Source organism: Desulfothermus naphthae (assembly GCF_054657475.1).
In genome coordinates this window covers 731,341-752,371 of the sequence record NZ_BAAHYQ010000001.1, presented here as the reverse complement: position 1 = coordinate 752,371, position 21,031 = coordinate 731,341, and the positions used below count along the sequence as shown (strand labels likewise).

Below are 21,031 nucleotides of genomic sequence, written 5' to 3'. Positions count from 1 at the left end.
TTTTATACCTCACTAATAATTAGAATATCACCGGTCATCTCAGGGGGTATTTCTACTCCCCAGGAATACAAAATAGTTGGGGATATATCCCCTAATTTGCCTTCTTTTTTTAACAAAGGGATTTTTTTTTCTATTTCATACCAAACAAAAGCAACGGGATTTGTGCTGTGCGCGGTGTGTGGCTCTCCATTTTTATCAACCATTTCATCTGCGTTTCCATGATCAGCAGTAACAAATAGCCTACCATCCCTTTTTTCTAACATTTTCATAACACGTCCAACACATGAGTCAACAGCTTCACAGGCCTTTACTGCAGCATCAAAATTCCCTGTATGTCCAACCATATCCAGGTTTGCAAAATTGCATACAACAAAATCATATCCACGGGTGAGCCACCCTTTTTCTAGCTCTTGTGTAACTTCATACACACTCATCTCTGGTTTTTGATCATAAGTAGCCACTTCTTTTGGTGAAGGAATCAGTTTTCTCTCTTCACCCTCAAAGGGTTCTTCCCTTCCTCCATTAAAAAAATATGTAACATGGGCATATTTTTCTGTTTCAGCAATCCTTAGTTGTTTTAGTCCCAGATTAGAACAAACTTCACCCATGATGTTTTTCAAAATTTCTGGTTCAAAAGCAACTGGTAATGGGAAATCCTTCTCATATTGGGTCATTGTAACCATTTCACATATTTTGGGTACAACCTCTCTTTTAAATTCCTTAAAATCATCTTTAAATAAACTAAGGGTAAGTTGTCTTGCCCTATCTGCCCTGAAGTTAAAGAAAAATACTCCATCGCCATCTTTAATCAATCCAAGGGGCTTATTATCTTCTCCAACAACTACCTTTGGTTCAATAAATTCATCTGTTTTTCCCCTGTCATAATCTGCCAAAACTGCTTTATATGGATCTAATACCTTTTCTCCTCTGCCCAATACCAGCATATCATAGGCGAGTTTTGTCCTTTCCCATCTTTTGTCTCTATCCATTGCATAATACCTGCCTACAATTGAGGCTATAGTTCCTACTCCCAGTTCTTTTATTTTATTTTGCAATTTTTTTATGTAATTTGCACCAGATGTTGGAGGGGTATCTCTGCCATCCAAAAAACAGTGTACATAGATCCTGGTAAGATTTTTTTTCTTTGCAAGTTCAAGGAGTGCATATATGTGGTTTTCATGGCTGTGGACCCCGCCATCAGAGATAAGTCCTAGTAGATGTAGGCTGGAATTATTCTGTTTTACTTTTTCAATTAGACCATTTAATGTCCTATTTTTAAAAAAAGTTCCCTCTTCAATAGATTTATCAATCCTTACAATGTCCTGATATACAATTCTTCCTGCCCCAATATTTAAATGTCCCACTTCTGAGTTTCCCATCTGTCCTTTTGGAAGGCCTACAGCCTCACCTGATGCCTGTAATTTGGACCAGGGAAAGTTATTTAACAGGTAGTCAAGGTTTGGTGTGTTGGCCTTAAAAACAGCATTAATTTTTGGGTCAAGGACTCCTTGTCCCCATCCGTCTAAAATAAGTAAAATAGTTGGCTTAAAATTCTTCATGGGTCATCTCCTTAGACTCAAAAAAGGTCTTTTTTGCTCCCCTCCACAATCCTTCTATATTGTAAAATTCCCTGGTTTCCTCTAAAAATAAGTGGACTATAATCTCATTTAAATCAATTAAGATCCAATTTCCAGGTTTATATCCTTCCATGCCCAGATATTCCCATTTGTTTTCTGAAACCTTTTCTAAAACAAAATCTGCAAGGGCCTGATTGTGTCTTGGGTTTAGGCTAGATGCAATTATTATCACATCTGTAATAGATCCAAACTCAGAAATATCAATAGAAACAACGTCCTTTGCCTTTTTTTCTAAAAGCCAGTTAGCAATATTTTCTACTTTATTCTCAACGCTATTTTGGTTTTGCATAATAACTTTTGGTGCCTCCTTTTATTGTATCTGGTTAAATTTGCTGACAGAACTGTGTCAAATTAAAGATAATTAACCCTTTATTCCCTTGACTAAAATTAAATATTAACAGATAATCTAGATAATTTTTCCTTTAATGTTTTTTGTCGTTGGTTGATCCCAGATAACCAGACAGATTCCTATAGTCATCTAGATATGTATATAGTCTGTTTATAGCTAATAGTCAAAAATATTCTTTTTAGGAGGAGAGTTATTATGATGTATGATGTGGAAAAAGAGACTTTGCCAAGGGAGGAGCTGGAGGCCCTTCAATTAAAACGCCTTAAATATTTGGTTGAGAAGGTTTATCACAATGTTCCTTTTTACAAAAAAAAATTTGATGAACTTGGAATAAAACCAGAACACATTAAATCTCTATCAGATGTTAAATATTTACCATTTACTGAAAAACAGGACTTGAGGAATAATTATCCCTTTGGGCTTTTTGCTGTACCAAAGGAAAATGTTGTTAGGATTCATGCATCTTCTGGAACCACTGGAAAGTCCACTGTGGTTGGATATACCCAAAGAGATGTGAACAACTGGGCAGAACTTATGGGTAGGTCACTTATGGCTGCTGGAGTAACCAGGCGTGATATTATCCACAATGCATATGGCTATGGACTATTTACTGGTGGATTGGGAGCCCATTATGGGGCAGAAAAAATTGGAGCAACCATTGTGCCTGTGTCTGGTGGTGGTACTAAAAGACAGATAATGCTCCTTAATGACTTTAAGGCAACAGTTATTTGTTGCACCCCATCATATGCCCTTCATTTATATGATGTAGCCGAGGCTGCTGGTGTGGATTTTAAAGACCTTTCTCTTCATACAGGGGTATTTGGTGCTGAACCATGGACAGAAGAGATGAGGCGTGAAATAGAATCCAAGCTGCATTTAAAGGCCCTTGATATTTATGGTTTATCTGAAGTAATGGGGCCTGGTGTTGCAATGGAATGTGCAACTGCCCAATCTGGTCTTCACATATGGGAAGACCATTTTCTTGTAGAGATAATTGATCCAGACACAAAGGAACCTCTGCCTTATGGAGAAGAGGGTGAACTGGTTATAACCACCTTAACAAAGGAGGCCCAGCCCTTAATTAGATATAGGACAAGGGACCTCACCTCTTTAAATCCTGTTCCATGTAAATGTGGTAGGACACATATTAGAATGAATAAGGTACTTGGACGTTCAGATGACATGTTGATTATCAGGGGCGTTAATGTCTTTCCATCGCAAATAGAATCAATATTACTAGAAACAGAAGGTTTAACACCCCATTATCAATTAATTTTGAGACGGGAAAATTCAATGGATACCTTAGAGGTTCAGGTAGAAGTTGATGAGAACATCTTTTCTGACAAAATCAAAAATCTTCAGCAATTAGAGGCAAAAATACAGAAAAATATCAAGGAGTTTTTAGGTGTAACCACAAAGGTCAAATTGGTTGAACCAAAGTCAATAATGAGGTCTGAAGGAAAGGCAAAGAGAATAATTGATTTAAGGGATAAAAAATAAAGATTTAAAATATTATGCTACTTCGCATAGAGGAGGCAAGTTTTATGAAATTGGAACAATTGTCTATTTTTTTGGAAAATAGGGCAGGAAGACTTAGGGATGTAACCGGAGCCCTTGCAGAGGCCAATGTAAATATCAGGGCCTTGGCTTTAGCTGATACTTCAGATTTTGGGATTTTGAGAATAATAGTATCTGATACTGAAAAGGCCAAAAAGATATTAAAAAAATATGGTTTTACAGTGGGAAGGACTAACGTAGTGGCGGTAGAGGTAAAAGATGAACCTGGTGGACTCCACGAAGTGTTAGATGTCTTGAGTAAAGAAAACATAAATGTGGAATACATGTATGCCTTTGTTCAACAATCCAGGAAAAACGCAGTACTCATATTTAGATTTGACAGAACGGACCAGGCAATTGAAGTCTTGAAAAAAGCACATATCAAAGTATTATCTGGAGAGGAATTGTATCAAATATAAATTATAAAAGAACAATCTTTGGTGGGGGTCCTTTTTCTTTAAAGGGACCTCCAGTGAGCAAACAAAACAAGGAATTATTGTCAATTGAGTGTTGGGATCTCTCCAGTTGTCCTTATAGCCTCTATTACTGGAGGTAATTTGCTCAATTTTTCTAAAGTGGAATAGAGATGTTCAGAACTATCTATTTCTATCTGAAAGAACATTTCTGTGGTGTTGTCTAGTCTGGTATCAAAACTACCAGACAAGATGTTGATATCTTCGTCGCTAAGGGACTTGGCAATTAGTGCAAGGGCCCCTTTTTGGTTTTTGCTAACTATTTTTATTGTAGCAGTATAAGTTTTATTGTCCTCACCAGCCCAGGTGACCTCTACTAATCTATGGGGCTCCAGATTTTTTACATTTGGGCAATCAGATGTATGGATAATGATTCCTCTCCCCCTACTAATGTATCCTATAATTGGATCCCCTTTAACAGGCTGGCAACATTTAGCGTATCTAATTAGCATGTTTTTTGCACCTCTAATCACAACCCCCTCTTTTCTTTCTTCTTGTATTTCTTTGGTCTGGTGGGGTGAAATATTTTTTATACTTTTTTTACCTGGCTCAGACTTTTTGGGTTCTCCTTGAATAAGTCTGTTTAATACCTGTTTTGGAGTCAATTTGGCGTATCCAACTGCAACCAAGAGGTCATCTACACTTTTATAAGAAAATTCTTCTGCTACCTTTTCCAGACTCCCTTTTTTTAATTCGCTTTGAAAATTAATTCCAAGCTTTCTTGCCTCTTTTTCTAAAATTTCTTTGGCCAGATTTATGCTGGTTGCCCTTTCTTCAGTTCTAATCCAGTGTCTTATCCTGGCTTTTGCCTTAGCGGTTTTTACAAATTTAAGCCAATCTCTGCTTGGCCTATGATTTGGATTTGTTATTATTTCAACTATATCTCCATTTTTTAGTTTTGTGTCTAATGGAACAAGCTTTCCATTAACCTTTGCCCCCACACATCTATCACCCACCTCCGAATGGATCATATAAGCAAAATCAACTGGAGTAGCCCCCTGGGGGAGGGCTAATACATCCCTTTTAGGGGTAAATACATATACCTCGTCTTCAAAAAGATCTATTTTTAAAGAATGAATAAATTCCTTTGGATCTTTTAAGTCCCTTTCCCAGTCAAGTATTTGTCTAAGCCATGAAAATCTTTTCTCGTCTTTTGGATTTATGATTTTTTTATCTTTATATTTCCAGTGGGCAGCAACACCATATTCAGCAATATAATGCATTTTTTCTGTTCTAATTTGAATTTCAATTTGCTCCCCATCTGGTCCAATAACTGTTGTGTGTAAACTCTGATACATATTTGATTTTGGCATTGAGATATAGTCTTTAAATCTCCCTGGTACTGGTGGCCATCTTGAATGGACTATCCCTAAGGTTGTGTAACAATCCTTTATTGATTCAACTATAATCCTAAAAGCAATAAGGTCATATACTTGTTCCAGAGAGAGTTTTTGCTTTTTCATTTTCTGGTATATACTGTAAATATGTTTTTGTCTTCCGCTCACCCTCCCCTTTATATTATTTTGTTTTAGGATTTCTTCCAATTTGGATATGACCTTTTGAATATACTCTTCTCCCATCACTCGGTGTTCTTTGATCCAGTTAGCAATTCTGTTATATACATCTGGTTTTAAAAATTTCAGGCTTAAATCATCTAATTCAACCTTGATTTTATACAATCCCAATCTGTGGGATATAGGTGAGTAAATTTCAAGAGTTTCCTGGGAAATTAGTCTCCTTTTGATGGGATTTTGAAATTCAATTGTCCTCATGTTATGAAGTCTATCAGCAAGTTTGACTAAAATTACTCTCAGGTCCTTTGCCATAGCCAGAATCATTTTTCTAATATTTTCTGCCTGAGCTGTTTGTTTTGATTCAAAAGTCATTTTTCCTATTTTTGTGACACCATCTACGATCTCGGCAACCTCCTGACCAAAGTTATTTTGTATATCTTCAATAGTAACAGGTGTATCTTCTACAGTATCATGTAACAATCCACTTGCAACTGTAGGTGCGTCTAGTTTTAAGTCAACCAATATGTTACTTACTTCCAGGGGATGGGAAAGATAGGGCTCGCCACTTAATCTAAATTGTCCAGCATGGGCAGAGGCAGAATAGACATAAGCCTTTTCAATTAAAGCTAGTTCTGATTGATTCATATATTTAGATGCCTTATCTAAAATGTCTGTTATGCGTATCATACAAAAATGCTCCAGTTTTAACTTTGTTAAATATAAAATAAATAAGATAAATGACATAGTAAAGAAAAAAGGTAGTAGTAGTTTATTTTTTTTAAAAAATACTTGCCAAAATCCATATTTTTAATTATATAATGTAAGATGTTTGTGATGCGGTTTTGACAAAATAAAAAAAATAGAGTAATGACGCAGATTTCCAGTAAAAAAATAGGATTAAAATAATCATTTGGAAAAATTTTGTGTTTTTGAGGTGAGAAGTATGGCTATGGAAAATGTGGATAATGAGAAAAAACAAAGGGTTGTGGAAATTACTGAATCCTTTTTAGATGAGTCTGTTCCTGATTATATTAAGGAGAGAGCCAGTTCAATATTGTCTAAAGTTGAAAAAATTGATTTAAAGACCAGAGATGAGTATTGGGACATCGAAGGAATAGTTCAGGGTGAGGATTTTCAAGTATACAATCCAGAGATAGGTATGAATCTATCAGATTCCACTTTGACCTATTTTTGTAATTGTACAGACTCCTTTTCTGGGGTGTGTTCTCATGTAGGTGCTGTTCTTTTGTCCCTTTTGAAGAGTTTTAAGAATGGTAAACAAGAACAGCCAACTTCTAGGACAGATTGGAAACAGTGTTTTAGGAGTTTTTTTCAAGTACAACCAGAACCAGAGGCTGGGAACAATTATTTGATATTTAGATTTTATCCAGAACCCCAGAGATTAATGGTGTCTTTTTTTAGGGCAAGACAAAATAAATCAGGACTATCAAAGGTGCAAAATCCAGTGACGCTGGAGCAGATAATTAACAATCCAGAGTGGTGCGAAATTTCTCCAGACCTTCCAAATGTGGCCCTTCAAATAGGACAATATTTAGACTATTTAGGACATAAGGTGGAGATTCCCCCTGGTCTTCTTACCTGGTTTTTGTGGAGTATTAAAGATGAATTCTATTTGTTCTGGCAGGATACAGAAATTCCCGTTCGTATTACTACGCAGAGTTTGAGACTCCAACTCAAACCAATTTTGTCTGAAGATGGATTGAGCTTTGATGTATTGTTGAGCCATGAAGACAAAATCCCCTTTCCAATAACCAAAGAAGACGTTTTTATTTATGGTCAAGTGCCAATGTGGGTTATGTGGAAAAAAACATTTTATCCTGTGTATTCTACCCTGAATCCAGATTTTATAATAAAACTTGTTAAAGATCCACCCATAATTCACCATAATGAATTATCGGAATTTTTAGATAGAGTATGGTGCAAGATCCATTCATCAGATTTGTTTGGTCAAGAAGAATTTTTGGAACGTATGAAACCGATTTTTGTATCAGCAAAATATAACCCTAAAATCTATCTGGATGAAGAAGGTAGTTTGCTCACATTGACCATACAAAATGTTTATGAGACTCAACATGGTGAGGTAGTAGTTGGTGAAATAAATCCCAGTTTTCAAACTGGTAGTTATACATTTGAGGGTCGTTCATTTTTGATTAGAAGGGATCAAAAGGCAGAAGAAGAGCTCATTAATAAATTGATAGAAATGGGATTTCAGACAAGAAGCAATTCTATTTGGTTTTTGGAACCAGAAGGAGCAATCAACTTTCTTCTGGATTTTTATCCTCAATTAGTGGAAAAATATCGGGTTTATGGTGAAAAAAATCTCTCAAGATTTAAAGTGCGTCATATAAAACCAAAGATTGTTGCTACTATTGATACAGAGGGAGAAAATCAGGATTGGTTTGATCTCAAGCTCTCAGTAGAATATGACAATTTCAAAGTTCCCATTGACAAGATATGGAAGGCCTGGACTCAGGGTAAACGTTATATTCAATTAAAAGATGGCTCATATGCCAGTCTTCCTGATTCATGGTTAAAGAGACTCAAAAATAAATTAGAGTCCATGGGCATGGATCCAGAATCAGCGCCTAAGAAGAAATTTAAAAAGTATGAAGCTCCAGTCTTAGATAAGATCATAGATGAAGTAGAAGAAGTAGAATCCAATACATTTTGGAACAGTTTAAAGGAACGAATACATAATTTTGAAAAGATAGAACAGATAGAACATCCAAAAAATCTTAAGGCCACCTTACGTCCCTATCAGCTACAAGGTGTTAGCTTTTTAAACTTTTTAAGAGAATATGGTTTTGGTGGAATTTTGGCAGATGAAATGGGTTTAGGTAAGACCTTGCAGACCCTGGCTTTACTTCAGCACGTGAAGGAAAAGGGGGGAAGTGGGCCTAATTTAATAATAGTACCTACCTCTGTACTTCCAAACTGGCAAAAGGAGATAGAGAAATTTGTGCCTCACATGAAGACATTGGTGATTTATGGTGCGAAAAGAGAACCTCTATTTAAAAAGATACCACACATGGATATAGTACTTACCACATACGCTTTAATTAGAAGAGATTTGGACCACCTGTTAAAATATGAATATAGTTCAATTATTTTAGATGAGGCCCAGAATATAAAAAATCCCAATACAATTACAGCAAGGTCAGTTAGAAAACTAAAAACAAAGTTTAAAGTGTGTCTTTCTGGAACACCAATAGAAAATAATCTCTTTGAACTCTGGTCCTTATTTGAATTTTTGATGCCTGGTTTTTTGGGCTCTCAGCACTCTTTTCAAAAAAGTGTGGTAAAACCCATTAAGGATGGAGATGAAGAGGCCTTAAATTACCTAAGGGCAAGGGTAAAGCCTTTTATCCTGCGCAGGACCAAGAAAGAAGTTGTAAAGGAACTTCCGCCAAAGGTAGAACATGTATACTACGCAGCCCTAATCGACGAACAAAAAGAGCTTTACGCAGCTTTGGCCAAGAGATTAAAAGAACAGGTGCTAAAAAATGTAGAAGAAAAGGGACTTGCAAAGGCGCAGATGTCTATATTGGATGCCTTATTAAAATTAAGACAGATATGCTGCCACCCAAGACTGCTCAAATTAGATATGCCAGGTATAAATACAAATATGCCTTCTGGAAAGTTTGAGGCATTTAAGGATTTGGTTACAGGGATAATTGAAGATGGGCATAAAGTTCTTGTGTTTTCACAATTCGTCCAGATGTTACACATTATCAGGGCCTGGCTACAAATGAACAAAATTCCTTTTGCCTATCTTGATGGATCAAGTAAAGACAGGTTTGAACAAGTAGAAAGGTTCAATTCTGATCCATCCATTCCAATCTTTCTGATTTCCTTAAAAGCTGGAGGTACGGGTCTCAATCTAACAGCTGCTGATTATGTAATACACTATGATCCATGGTGGAATCCTGCTGTGGAGAGTCAGGCAACAGACAGGACCCATAGAATTGGTCAGACAAAAAAGGTGTTTTCTTACAAACTCATATGCGAAAATACTGTGGAAGAGAAGATCTTGCAACTGCAGCAAAAGAAAAAAGGTGTTGCTGAGGCAATAATTCCAGGCCAGGATCATTGGAGGTCCTTGACAAGAGAAGACCTTGAAATGTTATTTGAGATTTAGATAAAGGGGAAAATTCAGAGGGATAAAAAAGGCTCACCAACAGGTGGGCCTTTTTTTATTGTTGCAATTAAACATATTGACAAAAATCAGATTAAAATGGGGCCTCGTCAATGCCGCTTGCTTCAGAGGGAAAGGCAGGTCCTAGATCTTCTTCTTCTGAAAATGGATCTTTAGGTGTACCTACCTGGACAGATTCCTGGGCTGCTGTTTGTGATTCTAAGAAAATTACCCTCTGAGCCCTAATTTCTGTTGTATATCTATCCTGTCCCTGATTGTCTGTCCATTTTCTCGTCTGTAAAGACCCTTCTACAAGTACAAGCCGCCCCTTGCTTAAATAATTGGCAACACTTTCTGCTTGTTTTGCCCACACAACAATTCTGTGCCACTCAGTTTTTTCCTGTCTGTTACCATCTTTGTCAGTATAGATTTCACTGGTGGCTAAAGGAAAGTTTACCACAGGGGTACCAGATTGTGTATATCTCAGTTCAGGATCCCTTCCAAGTCTTCCAATTAGTATTACTTTATTATAAGTTCCAGCCATTTACTCGTTCTCCTTTTTGTGTTTAAATGTTCTTTTTGGATTAATAAACAAAGTCTATCTAAAATATATTCTTGTTTCTTTGTATGGTCTAAAAATTCACATGCTATAATATTTTCTTCATTGTGAATCCTTTTAACTTTGGCCTTAAGATGTTTCAAGATAATTTTTTTTTAAAGATTATAAATAAATATAGAACTTGACTTTTATAAAATTTATCTTTGTCTGCTATAAAAGCCACACCATAGGTGCTTATATTTTTAACCTTAAATAATCTTTTTTTATTATTTTTGTTTAATTTAATAACAACAAACAAATCTTTGTGATAAACTCTATAGCATAGTCTCTTTCCTATCCTGCCTTTATATAAAAAAGTTAGATCTTCAAACTCTATCATCTTATTTCTCTTTCTAATATGATGCTTACACGCCTATTTTTTTGTCTATTTTCTGGAGAGATATTTGGAACAATGGGCCTTGTATCTGCCAGACCAGTTGCAGTCATCCTGTCTGGACTTATACCAAGGGAGCTAAAAAACCTGAGGACATTTACTGCCCTCATAGTTGAGATTTCCCAGTTATCTTTGAAACGGCTTTGAGGGGATGGAGGTGTGTCATCTGTATGTCCAACGATGTTTATACGTTCATAAGGATATTTTAATAAAAAATTGCGTAGTTTTCTTAGAATCTCTTTACCCTTGGAAGAGAGTTGCACCTGGCCTGGTGCAAAGAGTACATTTCCATTAAAATCGATTATAATTTTGCCTTTGTCAAATTTTGCTCCAATTATTCCTTCAATACCGTGTTGTGAAAAATAGAAATTGAAATCTGAAAAGACCTTTCTTTGTTGTTGGATTATCTGATGGGCAAGACGAGCCTCTTCTAAAAGTATACCTTCTTCATTCTTAGATCTTGCCTTTATCCCCTGAATTTCGGACTTACCTCCTCCAATCAAAGCTTTTTTTATTGATAACATATAGGAGTTAAATATTTTTTTGTTAATAGATGAGTAAGAATACATCAGTATAAAAAATGTAAGTAACAACATGGACATATCTGCAAAGGTCTGCAGCCACGTACCTTCACCTTCTTCTTCATATATATCATCAAAATCTAATTTATCTTTCATATCTTCTTTCCTTTGGGGGAACAAATGAAGATAATTTTTCGTAAACAAATCTTGGATTATTATTTTGCAATATGCACTTAGCCCCTTCAAATATTATTTGCAAATGCAAAACTTCTTCCCTGGTCCTGCTTTTAAGTTTTCCTGCTACTGGCAAAAAAATCAGGTTTGAGAGGACCGAACCATAAAAGGTTGTAAGTATTGCCACTGCCATAGCAGGTCCAATTGCCTCAGGATCCTTTAAAGAAACCAACATCTGCACAAGACCTATCAAAGTCCCTACCATACCGAATGCAGGGGCATAGTTGGCCATGGTCCTAAATATATCCTGTATTAAAAAATGCCTTTGTTTTAATGAAGTAATTTCTATATAAAGAGTTTCTTCAATTAACTCATTATCTGCATTGTCTGCAATCAACTGACAGGTCTTTTTTAATATATTGTTATCTGTCTCAACATTTTCAAGGGCTAATAACCCTTCCCTTCTGGATATATCAGCTATTTTTACCATTAAATTGACCACATCATTTGCACTTAGCTTTTTGGTTACAAAAATTTTAAATGCTGCTTTTATGGAATTGTAGATATCAGGCACGGGAAAAGTTATACATGTGGATGCAAATGTACCTCCAATAACTATCATAAGACCTGGGATATTTAGAAAAACATTATACTGGCCACCTAAAATTATGGCGCCAATTAAAAGGGAAAAGCCAATTAAAAGTCCAAAAAGGGTTGCAATATCCATATGTTTATAGCTATATGAAGATCCACTAACTTTTATTTTAAAAAAGGAGAAAGATAAATGTCAAAGGAAATTTTTAAAAAGTTAATTTTAGCCAGAGAATATGTTGAAAATCAACTCAAAAATATTAAAAGGCCTGAGATTGGAATTGTATTGGGTACAGGACTCAGTGAGATTGGGGAGAAAATAAATAAAAAAGCTGAAATCCTTTACAAAGATATTCCAAATTTTCCCGTATCTACTGTTGATACCCATAAGGGAAAAATGATTTTTGGGGATATTTCAGGTAAAAGTGTAGTTATTATGCAGGGGAGAGTGCATCTATACGAAGGATATTCGCCTCAAGATGTTTGTTTTGGAGTAAGGTTGGCTGGACTCCTTGGAATTAATACCATTATTTTGACCAATGCAGCTGGTGCTATTAATCCGCAGTTTAAAGAAGGCAATATAATGGTCATATCAGATCATATAAATTTTCAAGGGAAAAATCCCTTAGTCGGTCCTAATATAGATGAGCTTGGAGAAAGATTTCCAGATATGTCTTGTGTATATGATAAAGAGTTAATTGAACTTACCTTAGAGGCAGGCATTGACTTAGGATTTAGATTGGAGCAGGGTGTATATGTGGCAGTCTTAGGCCCAAGCTTAGAGACCCCTGCTGAAACAAGGGCACTTAAGAGATTAGGTGGAGATGCAGTAGGTATGTCCACTGTAATGGAGGCCATAGCTGCTAGACATATGGGACTAAAGGTGTTAGGACTCTCCTGTTTGACCAATAAGAATCTTCCTGATTGTATGAAGGAGACTTCTTTTGAGTATATTGTAGAGCAGGCTAATAAGACATCAAGAAGATTGATTAAACTTTTGGTTGAAATTGTGAAGAGGATATAAATAAAAATAATTGTCGAGGGGAGATAAAACATGAAAGACTACAAAGATACTCTAAATTTGCCCAGAACAAAGTTTCCCATGAAGGCCAATTTGCCCAAAAATGAGCCTAAGATGTTAGAGTTTTGGAACAAAATCAAGGCATATGAAAAAATGTTGAATAGTTGTGATGATAAAAAGACATTTGTGCTGCACGATGGTCCTCCCTATGCCAATGGAAATATCCATCTTGGCACTGCAATGAATAAAATTTTAAAGGATATAATAGTAAAATATCATAATTTAAAAGGAGAAAAGGCAGAATTTGTCCCTGGATGGGACTGTCATGGTCTTCCCATAGAGTTAAAAGTAGAGCAAGAGCTAAAGATTTCCAAAAAAGAGGTGCCTGTTATTGAGATACGGGAAAGGTGCAGGCAATATGCAAATAAGTATCTGAATATTCAAAGGGAAGAATTTAAGAGGCTTGGTGTCTTTGGTAGGTGGGAGAAGCCTTACATCACCATGGACCCTGTATATGAAGCCCAAACTGCTATGGAGCTCTGTAATTTTATGAAAAATGGGGGAGTTATAAGGAGTAAAAAGCCCATTTACTGGTGTCCATCTTGCGAGACTGCACTTGCCGAGGCAGAAGTAGAATATTATGATGTTGAATCTCCTTCAATCTATGTGAGATTCCCTTTTAATGACAAAGGATTGTGTGAACTTATTCCTGAGATTGATGGTTTCTGTTACATTGTAATCTGGACAACAACCCCCTGGACCTTGCCTTCCAATGTGGCAGTAGCAGTTCATCCAGAATATGAATATGCAGTGGTAAAAATAAAAGATGAGTTCTATATACTGGCTGACAGACTCCTTGGGGTATGTGCAGAAATATTTGGTTGGGAAAATGTAGAGAAGATTAAAAAGATAAAAGGCTCAGAGTTAGAGGGACTAAGTGCGAACCATCCCTTTTATAATAGAGAATCTAAAATAGTCTTGGCTGATTATGTAACCTTAGATACTGGGACTGGTTGCGTGCATACAGCGCCTGGTCATGGAAGAGAAGACTATGAGACTGGACTTAAATATAATTTAGAGATCTTATCTCCAATAGACGATTGTGGTAGATTTTTAGATGATGTAGAATTTTTTAAGGGACTTACAGTTTTTGAGGCAAATCCAAAGGTAATTGAAAAATTACAAGAGGTTAAAAATTTACTTTACAAAGATTCCATTAAACATTCATATCCTCATTGCTGGCGGTGCAGAAAACCTGTAATTTTCAGGGCAACACTTCAGTGGTTTATTTCTATGGAGAAAAATGATCTGCGCAAACGTTCTTTAGATATTATAGAAAAAGAAGTTAAATGGATCCCTCAATGGGGGATGCAGAGAATATATAATATGGTTGCAACAAGACCTGATTGGTGTATATCAAGACAAAGATCCTGGGGAGTGCCAATTATAGCACTTATTTGTAAAAAATGTGGTGAGGCCTATTTTGACCCAGAATGGGTTGAAGGAATAGTCAAAAAATTCGAGACCCATGAAAGGGGCGCTGACTATTGGTTTGAAGCATCACTGGAGGAAATAGTCCCACCAGGACTTAAATGTAAGAGATGTGGAAGCAAGGATTTTGGAAAAGAGACTGATATCTTAGATGTATGGTTTGATTCTGGTACCAGTTTTGCCGCTGTTTTGGAGAAAAGAAAAGAATTGAAGTTCCCAGCTGATCTCTATTTAGAAGGATCTGACCAACATAGGGGATGGTTCCATAGCTCCTTGCTTGCCTCTGTTGGGACAAGGGGAGTTGCCCCCTATAAAGCAGTGCTTACTCATGGCTATGTTGTGGATGGCGAAGGCCGTAAGATGTCAAAATCCCTTGGTAATGTGATAAGACCTCAGGAGATAATTGAAAAATATGGTGCAGAAATTTTAAGGATGTGGACATCTTATGAAGATTATAAAGACGATATCCGCATATCAGACAAGATCATATCTCAACTCGTGGATTCTTACAGAAAGATAAGAAATACATGTCGCTTTATTTTGGGTAATCTTTCAGATTTTGATCCTACTAAAGATTTGGTACCATTTAATAAGTTGCTTCCCTTTGATAAATATAATCTGTCTCTTATTTTGGATCGCAACAAAAACATAATGAAGGCTTATGATAATTATGAATTTCACAAGGTATATTATGCTCTTCATAACATGTGTGTAGTTGATCTGAGCTCTTTTTATTTAGATGTGATAAAAGAGAGATTGTATGTGTCTTATCCAAAATCCATTGAGAGACTTTCAGCCCAAACAGTCCTATATTATATCCTAAAAATCCTTATGCTGGATATGGCACCGATTTTGAGCTTTACTGCAGAAGAGATCTATCAAAATCTACCAGAGAAATTTGAAAAAAAGGCACAAACAGTCTTTGAACTAAAATTTGAGGAATTGGATTTTAAAATAGATCCAGAAGAGAAAGATCTTTGGGATCTAGTCAGGAAAATAAAGGGAGAGGTTACCAAGGCAATAGAGCCAAAGAGAAAACAGGGGATAGTAGGCCATTCACTTGATTGTGATGTAACTCTGTATCTTGCAAAAGATTTATTTGATTTAATTTCACCAGTTAAAAAGTTTTTAAGAGAAATATTTATAGTATCCAAAGTGGATGTGAAAAAAATAGAGGATCAGGATTTAGAGCTTTTTAAAAGTGAAGAAATTGACGGACTTTATATTGATGTGGAAAAATCCAAGGGAGTAAAATGTCCTCGTTGTTGGGTGTATTCTACTTCAGTATCAGATGATGATGAATATAAGGGAGTTTGTGAAAGGTGCTTAGAGGTGCTAAAAAGACTATGATTTTCCCTAAGCTCAGAAAAGAAATTATTTATTCTTTAGTTGTTGCATTCTTCGTTGTAGTTTTCGACCAGGTGACAAAGTTTTTGGTAATCACTAATATTCCTTTGTATTCCCGAAAAGTGATAATTCCTGATTTTGTGAACCTGGTCCACATAAAAAATAAGGGTATTGCCTTTGGTATTTTTAATAAACCTGGTACTGAGTGCTATATATTAGCAGCTATAACCATTATAGCTATTTTTTTTATAATTTATATGATTTTTACAGAAGCAAAAAAAAGTCTATTTATTTCTATCTCCCTAGGGCTTATTTTGGGAGGTGCAATTGGTAATTTAATTGATAGGATACTTTCTGGAGAAGTGACTGACTTCATTGATGTATTTATTGGAAGATATCATTGGCCTGCCTTTAATGTTGCTGATATGGCAATCTCAATTGGTGGGTCTATAATTTTACTATCTATTTTAATGAGAAAAGCATAAGAAAAAATATGCGGAGCCATAGAGAAAGGAAACACACATGCATCCTATATTAGTGAAGATAGGTCCAATTACTGTATATACCTATGGATTTTTTATTGCATCTGCCTTTTTGCTTGCACTGGGTTATGTAGCCAGGCAAGCAAAAAAAGAGCAATTAGATGCAAAAATAGTCTCTGATCTAGGTTTTTATATTATTATTGCAGGGATATTGGGGGCAAGGTTTTTGTATGTGCTAATGAATCTAAGATATTTTTTAAATCACCCCTTAGAGGCCTTTATGGTGTGGAAAGGGGGGTTGGTTTTTTCAGGTGGAGCTGTATTAGGGGTACTTATAGCTGTGTTATATTTAAGAGCCAAGGCACAGGATGTATGGCTTTGGTTTGATTTATTTGCACCTGCAATAGCCCTTGGACAATTTGTAGGTAGATTTGGTTGTCTTATGGCTGGATGTTGTTATGGTCGCTATTGCACTCTTCCTTGGGCAATAACTTTTAAGGATCCAAATTCATTGGCACCAATAAATATTCCTCTGCATCCTACCCAGATGTACCATTCTCTGGCTGGACTTGTTACTTTTTTTATTTTATCTTTTGTAAAGACAAAGGTTAAGCAAAAGGGTGTGCTATTTGGGCTTTTTTTGGTGTTCTATGGATTATTTAGATTTACTATAGAGTTTTTCAGGGGAGATTTTAGACCTATGTTTTATGTGTTTTCATATACCCAATGGGGTGCCCTTGCACTGTCTTTTATTGGAGTTATGATTGTTTCTCTTAGATATAAAAGGGAGAATTAAAATTATGATAGTTAGCCAGAAGGTTTTACTTAATATGTTAATATGGATTATTATTTTGCTTATACCAATTTTGCCCAATTTGTGGTCTATCTGGCACATATTTAAACACGATTTTAAGACCCCACAGGATAAAATGACCTGGGTTTTGATAGCTACATTCATACCAGTTATAGGTGGAATCCTTTATATTTTTTGGGGACGGAAAAAAGTAATAACTTCTATATCCTGATATTGGGGTAAATATGAAACGTATTTTCATTGTAATATTGATTTTAATTACAACTAGTTGTGCTTTTCAAAAAGATGTTGATCTTTTGAAAGTACAGATAAATGAGCTTAGAAAACAGCAAAAAGTGCAGGAACACCATTATAACTTAGAAATTGAAAAATTAAAAAAAGAGTTTCAAGATAAACTCTCTACAAGTAGTTTTTCCATGAGATCCTCTCAGGCAGATATAGTTTCTAAGATAGAGTCCTTACGACTAAAATGTGCGCGTATTCAAGGAGATCTGGATTTGTTTCAAAAGAAAGTTCAAGAAAATGAAAATAATTATACTAAGTTAAAAGAAAGGTTAGATACTTTAGATAATGAATTTTTAAATATGAGGCGTGAGATGGACAGGCTTAGGGCCTTTTTAGGTGTTACAAAGAAAAGTTCAAAATTAAAAAAATCAAAGGTAGCACAGGCAAAGGTTCAAAAAAACCAGAAAGAACAATCAAAGAGATTAAAAGAAAATGAATATGAATTTTCTCCAAAAAAGCTCTATTATCAAGGGTTGAAAAATTTTAAAGACAAGAACTATTATGCAGGTGCCCATCTATTTTCTTTGTTCATAGAAAAATTTCCTAAACATCATCTAATACCAAATGCATATTTTTGGAGAGGAGAATGTTACTTTAGACTTGGGCAATATCCAAGGGCTATTTTGAATTATCAGGTAGTATTAGATAAATATAAGACATCTAATAAATACCCTCCAGCCTTATTAAAAGAAGGAATAGCATTTTACAAACTCGGAAAGAAAAAGGCTGGAAAGATTTTGTTAGAAGATTTGATCCAAAATTTTCCACACACAAATGAGGCTAAATTGGCAAAAAAGTTTCTAAAGAGTCATTAAAAAATTTTTGGGAAATTTATGGATGATAGACGAGAATATTTAAGAATTAGGACTAGAGTCAATGTCCTGTTAAAAAAAATTGATTCAGAAGATGCTTATCCAACCTTTAGAGTAAACAGTGATCTATCTTTACAATCTAATTTTAATTATAAAGAGTTAGGGCTTCCAGAAGGAGTGAGTCTTTTTTTTAAATATTTAGATGGAAAGCTGGATCTCATTATAAGTCTCCTTGGTATAGATTTGGTGGAGAGAGAGTTTGATTTTAAGACAACAGGCATTGAATTGAGTGAAGGGGCTGTTAAGTGTGTTTGTGATTTTCAGGGAATAGGGGTTGGAGATTTAGTTGAGGTGGTGATTTATCTATCCCATATACCCTTAGTTTTGGTCTCTGCCATGGGAAGGGTAATCAGGATTGAAAGGCAAGAGGATGGCGAATATTTAGTTGTTGCCTTTGAAAGAATAAGGGATAGAGATAGAGAGCTTATTGTAAGGTTTGTTTTTCAAGAACAAAGAGAAAAGATAAGGTCAGAAAAAGAAGAGATCTAAAAAAGGGGAATGTATATGGCCATTAAAAAAAAGAAGGTGGTGGTAAAGACATCCAAGGATGTACTCAAAATTTTGTGTGAATCTATAAAAGATACCCTCTCACAGGTAACTGCATCAAATGTGACTTATTCTAAAACATTTATTAAGACAAATAAGACATGTCTTAGACCAGATATCGGCTGTTTTGTGTTGTTTGAAGGCGGTTTTACTGGGTTAGTGGCTATGAATTTCACTGCTGATGCAGCCTTAGAAATTTATAAAAAATTTAATATTTCCATGGGAATGCCAGAAGAGGAACTAACAAACCACCATACTTCTTCAGAAGTAGCGGATACTATTGGAGAACTCATGAACCAATGTATTGGTCAATTCCAGGTTGCCCTTAAAAAGGAGATAGGCATTGGAGTAAATCAGAACCAGCCCAAAATGGTTGCTCTCACCCAGGCAATGAGAATTTCTTTAGAAACTGAGATAGATAAGCCTGAATTTATGCGTGTAGAATTTAGAACCAGTGAAAATAAGTTGTTTTACCTTGAAACTACCTTTGAGAAAGTTGATTTTATCATGGAAAAGACTCCTGAGGTGGTGAGAGAACAGGAATTAGATGTGGACCATCTAATAGAATATCAGAATAAAGAAAATAGAGGAGGCGAGGGATCAAAGTCTAATCAAGTAGATGAGGAATTTTTAAAAGAATTGGGACTTTAAAAAGAGTTTATGAGTTAAAGGGCTTATGGGTTGAGCGTTAAGAGTTGAACTCAACAAACTCAATAAACCCAATAAACCCTCAAACCCGCAAGTAGTAAATAACGTTTTAAAAAATATTTATATGTCTAAAAGTTAAGTCTGTCTGTCATGAATTAGAGAGGAGAAATAAGCTATGGACATATTTCAGGTTTTTCTTGGATTGTCTGTGTTAGCGGGTTTTTTAATGGCCTTTAATTTAGGTGCAAATGATGTGGCCAATGCAATGGCATCAGCAGTAGGAGCCAGGGCTATCTCAGTGAAACAGGCCATTTTTATTGCTGGTACCTTAAATTTTGTAGGTGCGGTTTTTTTTGGCTCCCACGTGACAGCTACTATTAGTAAGGGCATCATAAACCCTGGGTTTATAACAAATCCTAAACTCTTTATGATTGGCATGTTTGCCTCCCTTATTTCTGCAGCACTCTGGGTATTTATTGCTACCTTAACTGCCCTTCCAGTCTCATCCACCCATTCCATAATAGGGAGCATACTTGGTTTTGGAATTGTGGCAGGTGGGCCACATGTGGTAAATTGGAAGGTGTTAGGTGGAGTAGTTTTGTCCTGGCTCATCTCTCCTTTATTCGCTGCCACCATATCATTTATTGTGTTTACTCTAATTCGGAGAAATATTTTAATGAGAGAAAAATTTGTAGAACACACTATCTTCTGGGTTCCCATATGGATTGTTTTGACCTGCGCCCTTGTAATTCTTTCCTTTTTTTATAAAACACCCTTTGGAAAAAAAATGGGATTACCTATTAGTGTAAGCCTGGGACTAGTTTTGTTGTTGGGTACAATTATTTATATTGCCAGTAGGTTATGGGTCTCTAAATTTATAAAAAAAGTAGAGCAAAGTAGTAGTTGTGTGGAAGAAGTTTTTAGAAAAATACAAATTGGAACCTCTTGTTATGTGGCAATGTCTCAAGGGGCAAATGACGTTGCCAATGCAATTGGACCAGTAGTAGCTGTGTATTCTTTAGCAAAATATCATGCAATATTGCCAAAGGTTGAAATCCCTATATTTTTTCTGGCTTTGGGTGGATTTGGAATAGCAACAGGTATCATGTTATTTGGAAAAAGAGTGATCGCAACTGTAGGAGAAAAGATTACCTCGCTCACCAATACACGCGGATTTGCAGTTGATTTTGGTACTGCAACAACCGTACTTTTAGCTTCAAATATGGGGCTTCCAGTTTCAACCACTCATTCAGCTGTAGGGGGCGTTGTGGGAGTTGGTATGGCCAGGGGTTTTAGTGCAGTTGATTTTGGTGTTTTAATAAAAATAATAATTTATTGGGTACTTACTGTACCAATTGCAGCTTTTACCTCTATTTTCATCTTTCAATTGCTAAAATGGACTTTACTTGGATAAGGATTAGAAAAATTTTTGGTTGAAAAATATTTAAAAATTATTAAAATAAAAATTTCTTATCTTTTGTGGAAAATTTTTATAATAAGTGATCACTGGAATTTTCAGAGAAGAGAATTTTTAGATGTATTACAGGACAAAAAACAAGGA

Annotated in this window: 19 protein-coding genes; 12 read left to right on the top strand and 7 right to left on the bottom strand. The window is 35.7% G+C overall.

The window, feature by feature from the left end; all coding sequences use genetic code 11:
* Window positions 1-2: 2 nt before the first annotated feature.
* Window positions 3-1,559, bottom strand: coding sequence for a 2,3-bisphosphoglycerate-independent phosphoglycerate mutase (gene gpmI / locus ACYQ1E_RS03625; RefSeq protein ID WP_459875415.1), 1,557 nt, complete (start codon window positions 1,557-1,559; stop codon window positions 3-5).
* A complete protein-coding gene (gene rsfS, locus ACYQ1E_RS03620; RefSeq protein ID WP_459875413.1) occupies window positions 1,546-1,926 on the bottom strand; it encodes a ribosome silencing factor in 381 nt (126 codons plus the stop codon). The genes gpmI and rsfS overlap by 14 nt, the downstream gene beginning before the upstream one ends.
* A gap of 255 nt (window positions 1,927-2,181) precedes the next feature.
* On the opposite strand from rsfS, the gene ACYQ1E_RS03615 reads away from it, so the two are divergent.
* Both ACYQ1E_RS03615 and ACYQ1E_RS03610 read left to right on the top strand, forming a co-directional pair.
* A complete protein-coding gene (locus tag ACYQ1E_RS03615) occupies window positions 2,182-3,486 on the top strand; it encodes a phenylacetate--CoA ligase family protein (protein ID WP_459875411.1) in 1,305 nt (434 codons plus the stop codon).
* Window positions 3,487-3,530: 44 nt separating this feature from the next.
* Window positions 3,531-3,962, top strand: coding sequence for an ACT domain-containing protein (locus tag ACYQ1E_RS03610; protein ID WP_459875409.1), 432 nt, complete (start codon window positions 3,531-3,533; stop codon window positions 3,960-3,962).
* A gap of 80 nt (window positions 3,963-4,042) precedes the next feature.
* Here the strand turns inward: ACYQ1E_RS03610 and ACYQ1E_RS03605 are convergent, their stop codons facing one another.
* Entirely contained in the window at window positions 4,043-6,217 is a 2,175-nt protein-coding gene (locus ACYQ1E_RS03605; RefSeq protein WP_459875407.1) for a RelA/SpoT family protein, read from the bottom strand.
* Between the two features lie 271 nt (window positions 6,218-6,488).
* Here ACYQ1E_RS03605 and ACYQ1E_RS03600 point away from each other — a divergent pair, with 271 nt between their 5' ends.
* The gene (locus ACYQ1E_RS03600; protein ID WP_459878452.1) at window positions 6,489-9,689 is read left to right on the top strand and encodes a DEAD/DEAH box helicase; all 3,201 of its coding nucleotides are present in this window, start codon (window positions 6,489-6,491) and stop codon (window positions 9,687-9,689) included.
* A gap of 91 nt (window positions 9,690-9,780) precedes the next feature.
* Here ACYQ1E_RS03600 and ACYQ1E_RS03595 read toward each other — a convergent pair whose 3' ends face one another.
* The 4 genes from ACYQ1E_RS03595 to ACYQ1E_RS03580 all read right to left on the bottom strand — a co-directional run bounded on the left by ACYQ1E_RS03595 (window position 9,781) and on the right by ACYQ1E_RS03580 (window position 12,100).
* Entirely contained in the window at window positions 9,781-10,230 is a 450-nt protein-coding gene (locus ACYQ1E_RS03595; protein ID WP_459875405.1) for a single-stranded DNA-binding protein, read from the bottom strand.
* A gap of 154 nt (window positions 10,231-10,384) precedes the next feature.
* Complete coding sequence (locus ACYQ1E_RS03590) at window positions 10,385-10,624, bottom strand: hypothetical protein (protein ID WP_459875403.1); 240 nt, start codon at window positions 10,622-10,624, stop codon at window positions 10,385-10,387.
* Window positions 10,621-11,355, bottom strand: coding sequence for an OmpA/MotB family protein (locus tag ACYQ1E_RS03585; protein WP_459875401.1), 735 nt, complete (start codon window positions 11,353-11,355; stop codon window positions 10,621-10,623). The genes ACYQ1E_RS03590 and ACYQ1E_RS03585 overlap by 4 nt, the downstream gene beginning before the upstream one ends.
* Window positions 11,345-12,100: a motility protein A gene (locus ACYQ1E_RS03580; RefSeq protein WP_459875399.1), complete on the bottom strand. Its 756-nt coding sequence runs from the start codon at window positions 12,098-12,100 to the stop codon at window positions 11,345-11,347. The genes ACYQ1E_RS03585 and ACYQ1E_RS03580 overlap by 11 nt, the downstream gene beginning before the upstream one ends.
* 57 nt (window positions 12,101-12,157) lie before the next feature.
* Here ACYQ1E_RS03580 and ACYQ1E_RS03575 point away from each other — a divergent pair, with 57 nt between their 5' ends.
* From ACYQ1E_RS03575 to ACYQ1E_RS03535, 9 genes are all read left to right on the top strand, one after another.
* The gene (locus ACYQ1E_RS03575) at window positions 12,158-12,988 is read left to right on the top strand and encodes a purine-nucleoside phosphorylase (RefSeq protein WP_459875397.1); all 831 of its coding nucleotides are present in this window, start codon (window positions 12,158-12,160) and stop codon (window positions 12,986-12,988) included.
* Window positions 12,989-13,018: 30 nt separating this feature from the next.
* Window positions 13,019-15,826: an isoleucine--tRNA ligase gene (gene ileS / locus ACYQ1E_RS03570; RefSeq protein WP_459875395.1), complete on the top strand. Its 2,808-nt coding sequence runs from the start codon at window positions 13,019-13,021 to the stop codon at window positions 15,824-15,826.
* Complete coding sequence (gene lspA / locus ACYQ1E_RS03565) at window positions 15,823-16,308, top strand: signal peptidase II (protein WP_459875393.1); 486 nt, start codon at window positions 15,823-15,825, stop codon at window positions 16,306-16,308. Before ileS ends, lspA begins: the two co-directional genes overlap by 4 nt.
* Before the next feature lie 37 nt (window positions 16,309-16,345).
* Complete coding sequence (gene lgt, locus ACYQ1E_RS03560) at window positions 16,346-17,101, top strand: prolipoprotein diacylglyceryl transferase (RefSeq protein ID WP_459875391.1); 756 nt, start codon at window positions 16,346-16,348, stop codon at window positions 17,099-17,101.
* Window positions 17,102-17,105: 4 nt separating this feature from the next.
* Entirely contained in the window at window positions 17,106-17,330 is a 225-nt protein-coding gene (locus ACYQ1E_RS03555; protein WP_459875389.1) for a PLD nuclease N-terminal domain-containing protein, read from the top strand.
* Between the two features lie 13 nt (window positions 17,331-17,343).
* Window positions 17,344-18,219 carry a tol-pal system protein YbgF gene (ybgF, locus tag ACYQ1E_RS03550; protein WP_459875387.1) on the top strand — a complete coding sequence of 292 codons (876 nt, stop codon included), beginning with the start codon at window positions 17,344-17,346 and terminating at the stop codon, window positions 18,217-18,219.
* Between the two features lie 18 nt (window positions 18,220-18,237).
* Window positions 18,238-18,765, top strand: a complete 528-nt coding sequence (locus tag ACYQ1E_RS03545; RefSeq protein ID WP_459875385.1) for a PilZ domain-containing protein — start codon at window positions 18,238-18,240, stop codon at window positions 18,763-18,765.
* Window positions 18,766-18,780: 15 nt separating this feature from the next.
* Entirely contained in the window at window positions 18,781-19,473 is a 693-nt protein-coding gene (locus ACYQ1E_RS03540) for a DUF3334 family protein (RefSeq protein ID WP_459875383.1), read from the top strand.
* Window positions 19,474-19,645: 172 nt separating this feature from the next.
* On the top strand, window positions 19,646-20,884 hold the full coding sequence (locus ACYQ1E_RS03535) for an inorganic phosphate transporter (RefSeq protein ID WP_459875381.1): 1,239 nt from the start codon (window positions 19,646-19,648) through the stop codon (window positions 20,882-20,884).
* The last annotated feature ends 147 nt before the right edge of the window (window positions 20,885-21,031 follow it).

Excerpts from the sequence above, each read along its gene's own strand:
- gpmI (WP_459875415.1), bottom strand. The coding sequence starts at position 1,559 with ATGAAGAATTTTAAGCCAACTATTTTACTTATTTTAGACGGATGGGGA.
- rsfS (WP_459875413.1), bottom strand. The coding sequence starts at position 1,926 with ATGCAAAACCAAAATAGCGTTGAGAATAAAGTAGAAAATATTGCTAAC.
- ACYQ1E_RS03615 (WP_459875411.1), top strand. The coding sequence starts at position 2,182 with ATGATGTATGATGTGGAAAAAGAGACTTTGCCAAGGGAGGAGCTGGAG.
- ACYQ1E_RS03610 (WP_459875409.1), top strand. The coding sequence starts at position 3,531 with ATGAAATTGGAACAATTGTCTATTTTTTTGGAAAATAGGGCAGGAAGA.
- ACYQ1E_RS03605 (WP_459875407.1), bottom strand. The coding sequence starts at position 6,217 with ATGATACGCATAACAGACATTTTAGATAAGGCATCTAAATATATGAAT.
- ACYQ1E_RS03595 (WP_459875405.1), bottom strand. The coding sequence starts at position 10,230 with ATGGCTGGAACTTATAATAAAGTAATACTAATTGGAAGACTTGGAAGG.
- ACYQ1E_RS03590 (WP_459875403.1), bottom strand. The coding sequence starts at position 10,624 with ATGATAGAGTTTGAAGATCTAACTTTTTTATATAAAGGCAGGATAGGA.
- ACYQ1E_RS03585 (WP_459875401.1), bottom strand. The coding sequence starts at position 11,355 with ATGAAAGATAAATTAGATTTTGATGATATATATGAAGAAGAAGGTGAA.
- ACYQ1E_RS03580 (WP_459875399.1), bottom strand. The coding sequence starts at position 12,100 with ATGGATATTGCAACCCTTTTTGGACTTTTAATTGGCTTTTCCCTTTTA.
- ACYQ1E_RS03575 (WP_459875397.1), top strand. The coding sequence starts at position 12,158 with ATGTCAAAGGAAATTTTTAAAAAGTTAATTTTAGCCAGAGAATATGTT.
- ileS (WP_459875395.1), top strand. The coding sequence starts at position 13,019 with ATGAAAGACTACAAAGATACTCTAAATTTGCCCAGAACAAAGTTTCCC.
- lspA (WP_459875393.1), top strand. The coding sequence starts at position 15,823 with ATGATTTTCCCTAAGCTCAGAAAAGAAATTATTTATTCTTTAGTTGTT.
- lgt (WP_459875391.1), top strand. The coding sequence starts at position 16,346 with ATGCATCCTATATTAGTGAAGATAGGTCCAATTACTGTATATACCTAT.
- ACYQ1E_RS03555 (WP_459875389.1), top strand. The coding sequence starts at position 17,106 with ATGATAGTTAGCCAGAAGGTTTTACTTAATATGTTAATATGGATTATT.
- ybgF (WP_459875387.1), top strand. The coding sequence starts at position 17,344 with ATGAAACGTATTTTCATTGTAATATTGATTTTAATTACAACTAGTTGT.
- ACYQ1E_RS03545 (WP_459875385.1), top strand. The coding sequence starts at position 18,238 with ATGGATGATAGACGAGAATATTTAAGAATTAGGACTAGAGTCAATGTC.
- ACYQ1E_RS03540 (WP_459875383.1), top strand. The coding sequence starts at position 18,781 with ATGGCCATTAAAAAAAAGAAGGTGGTGGTAAAGACATCCAAGGATGTA.
- ACYQ1E_RS03535 (WP_459875381.1), top strand. The coding sequence starts at position 19,646 with ATGGACATATTTCAGGTTTTTCTTGGATTGTCTGTGTTAGCGGGTTTT.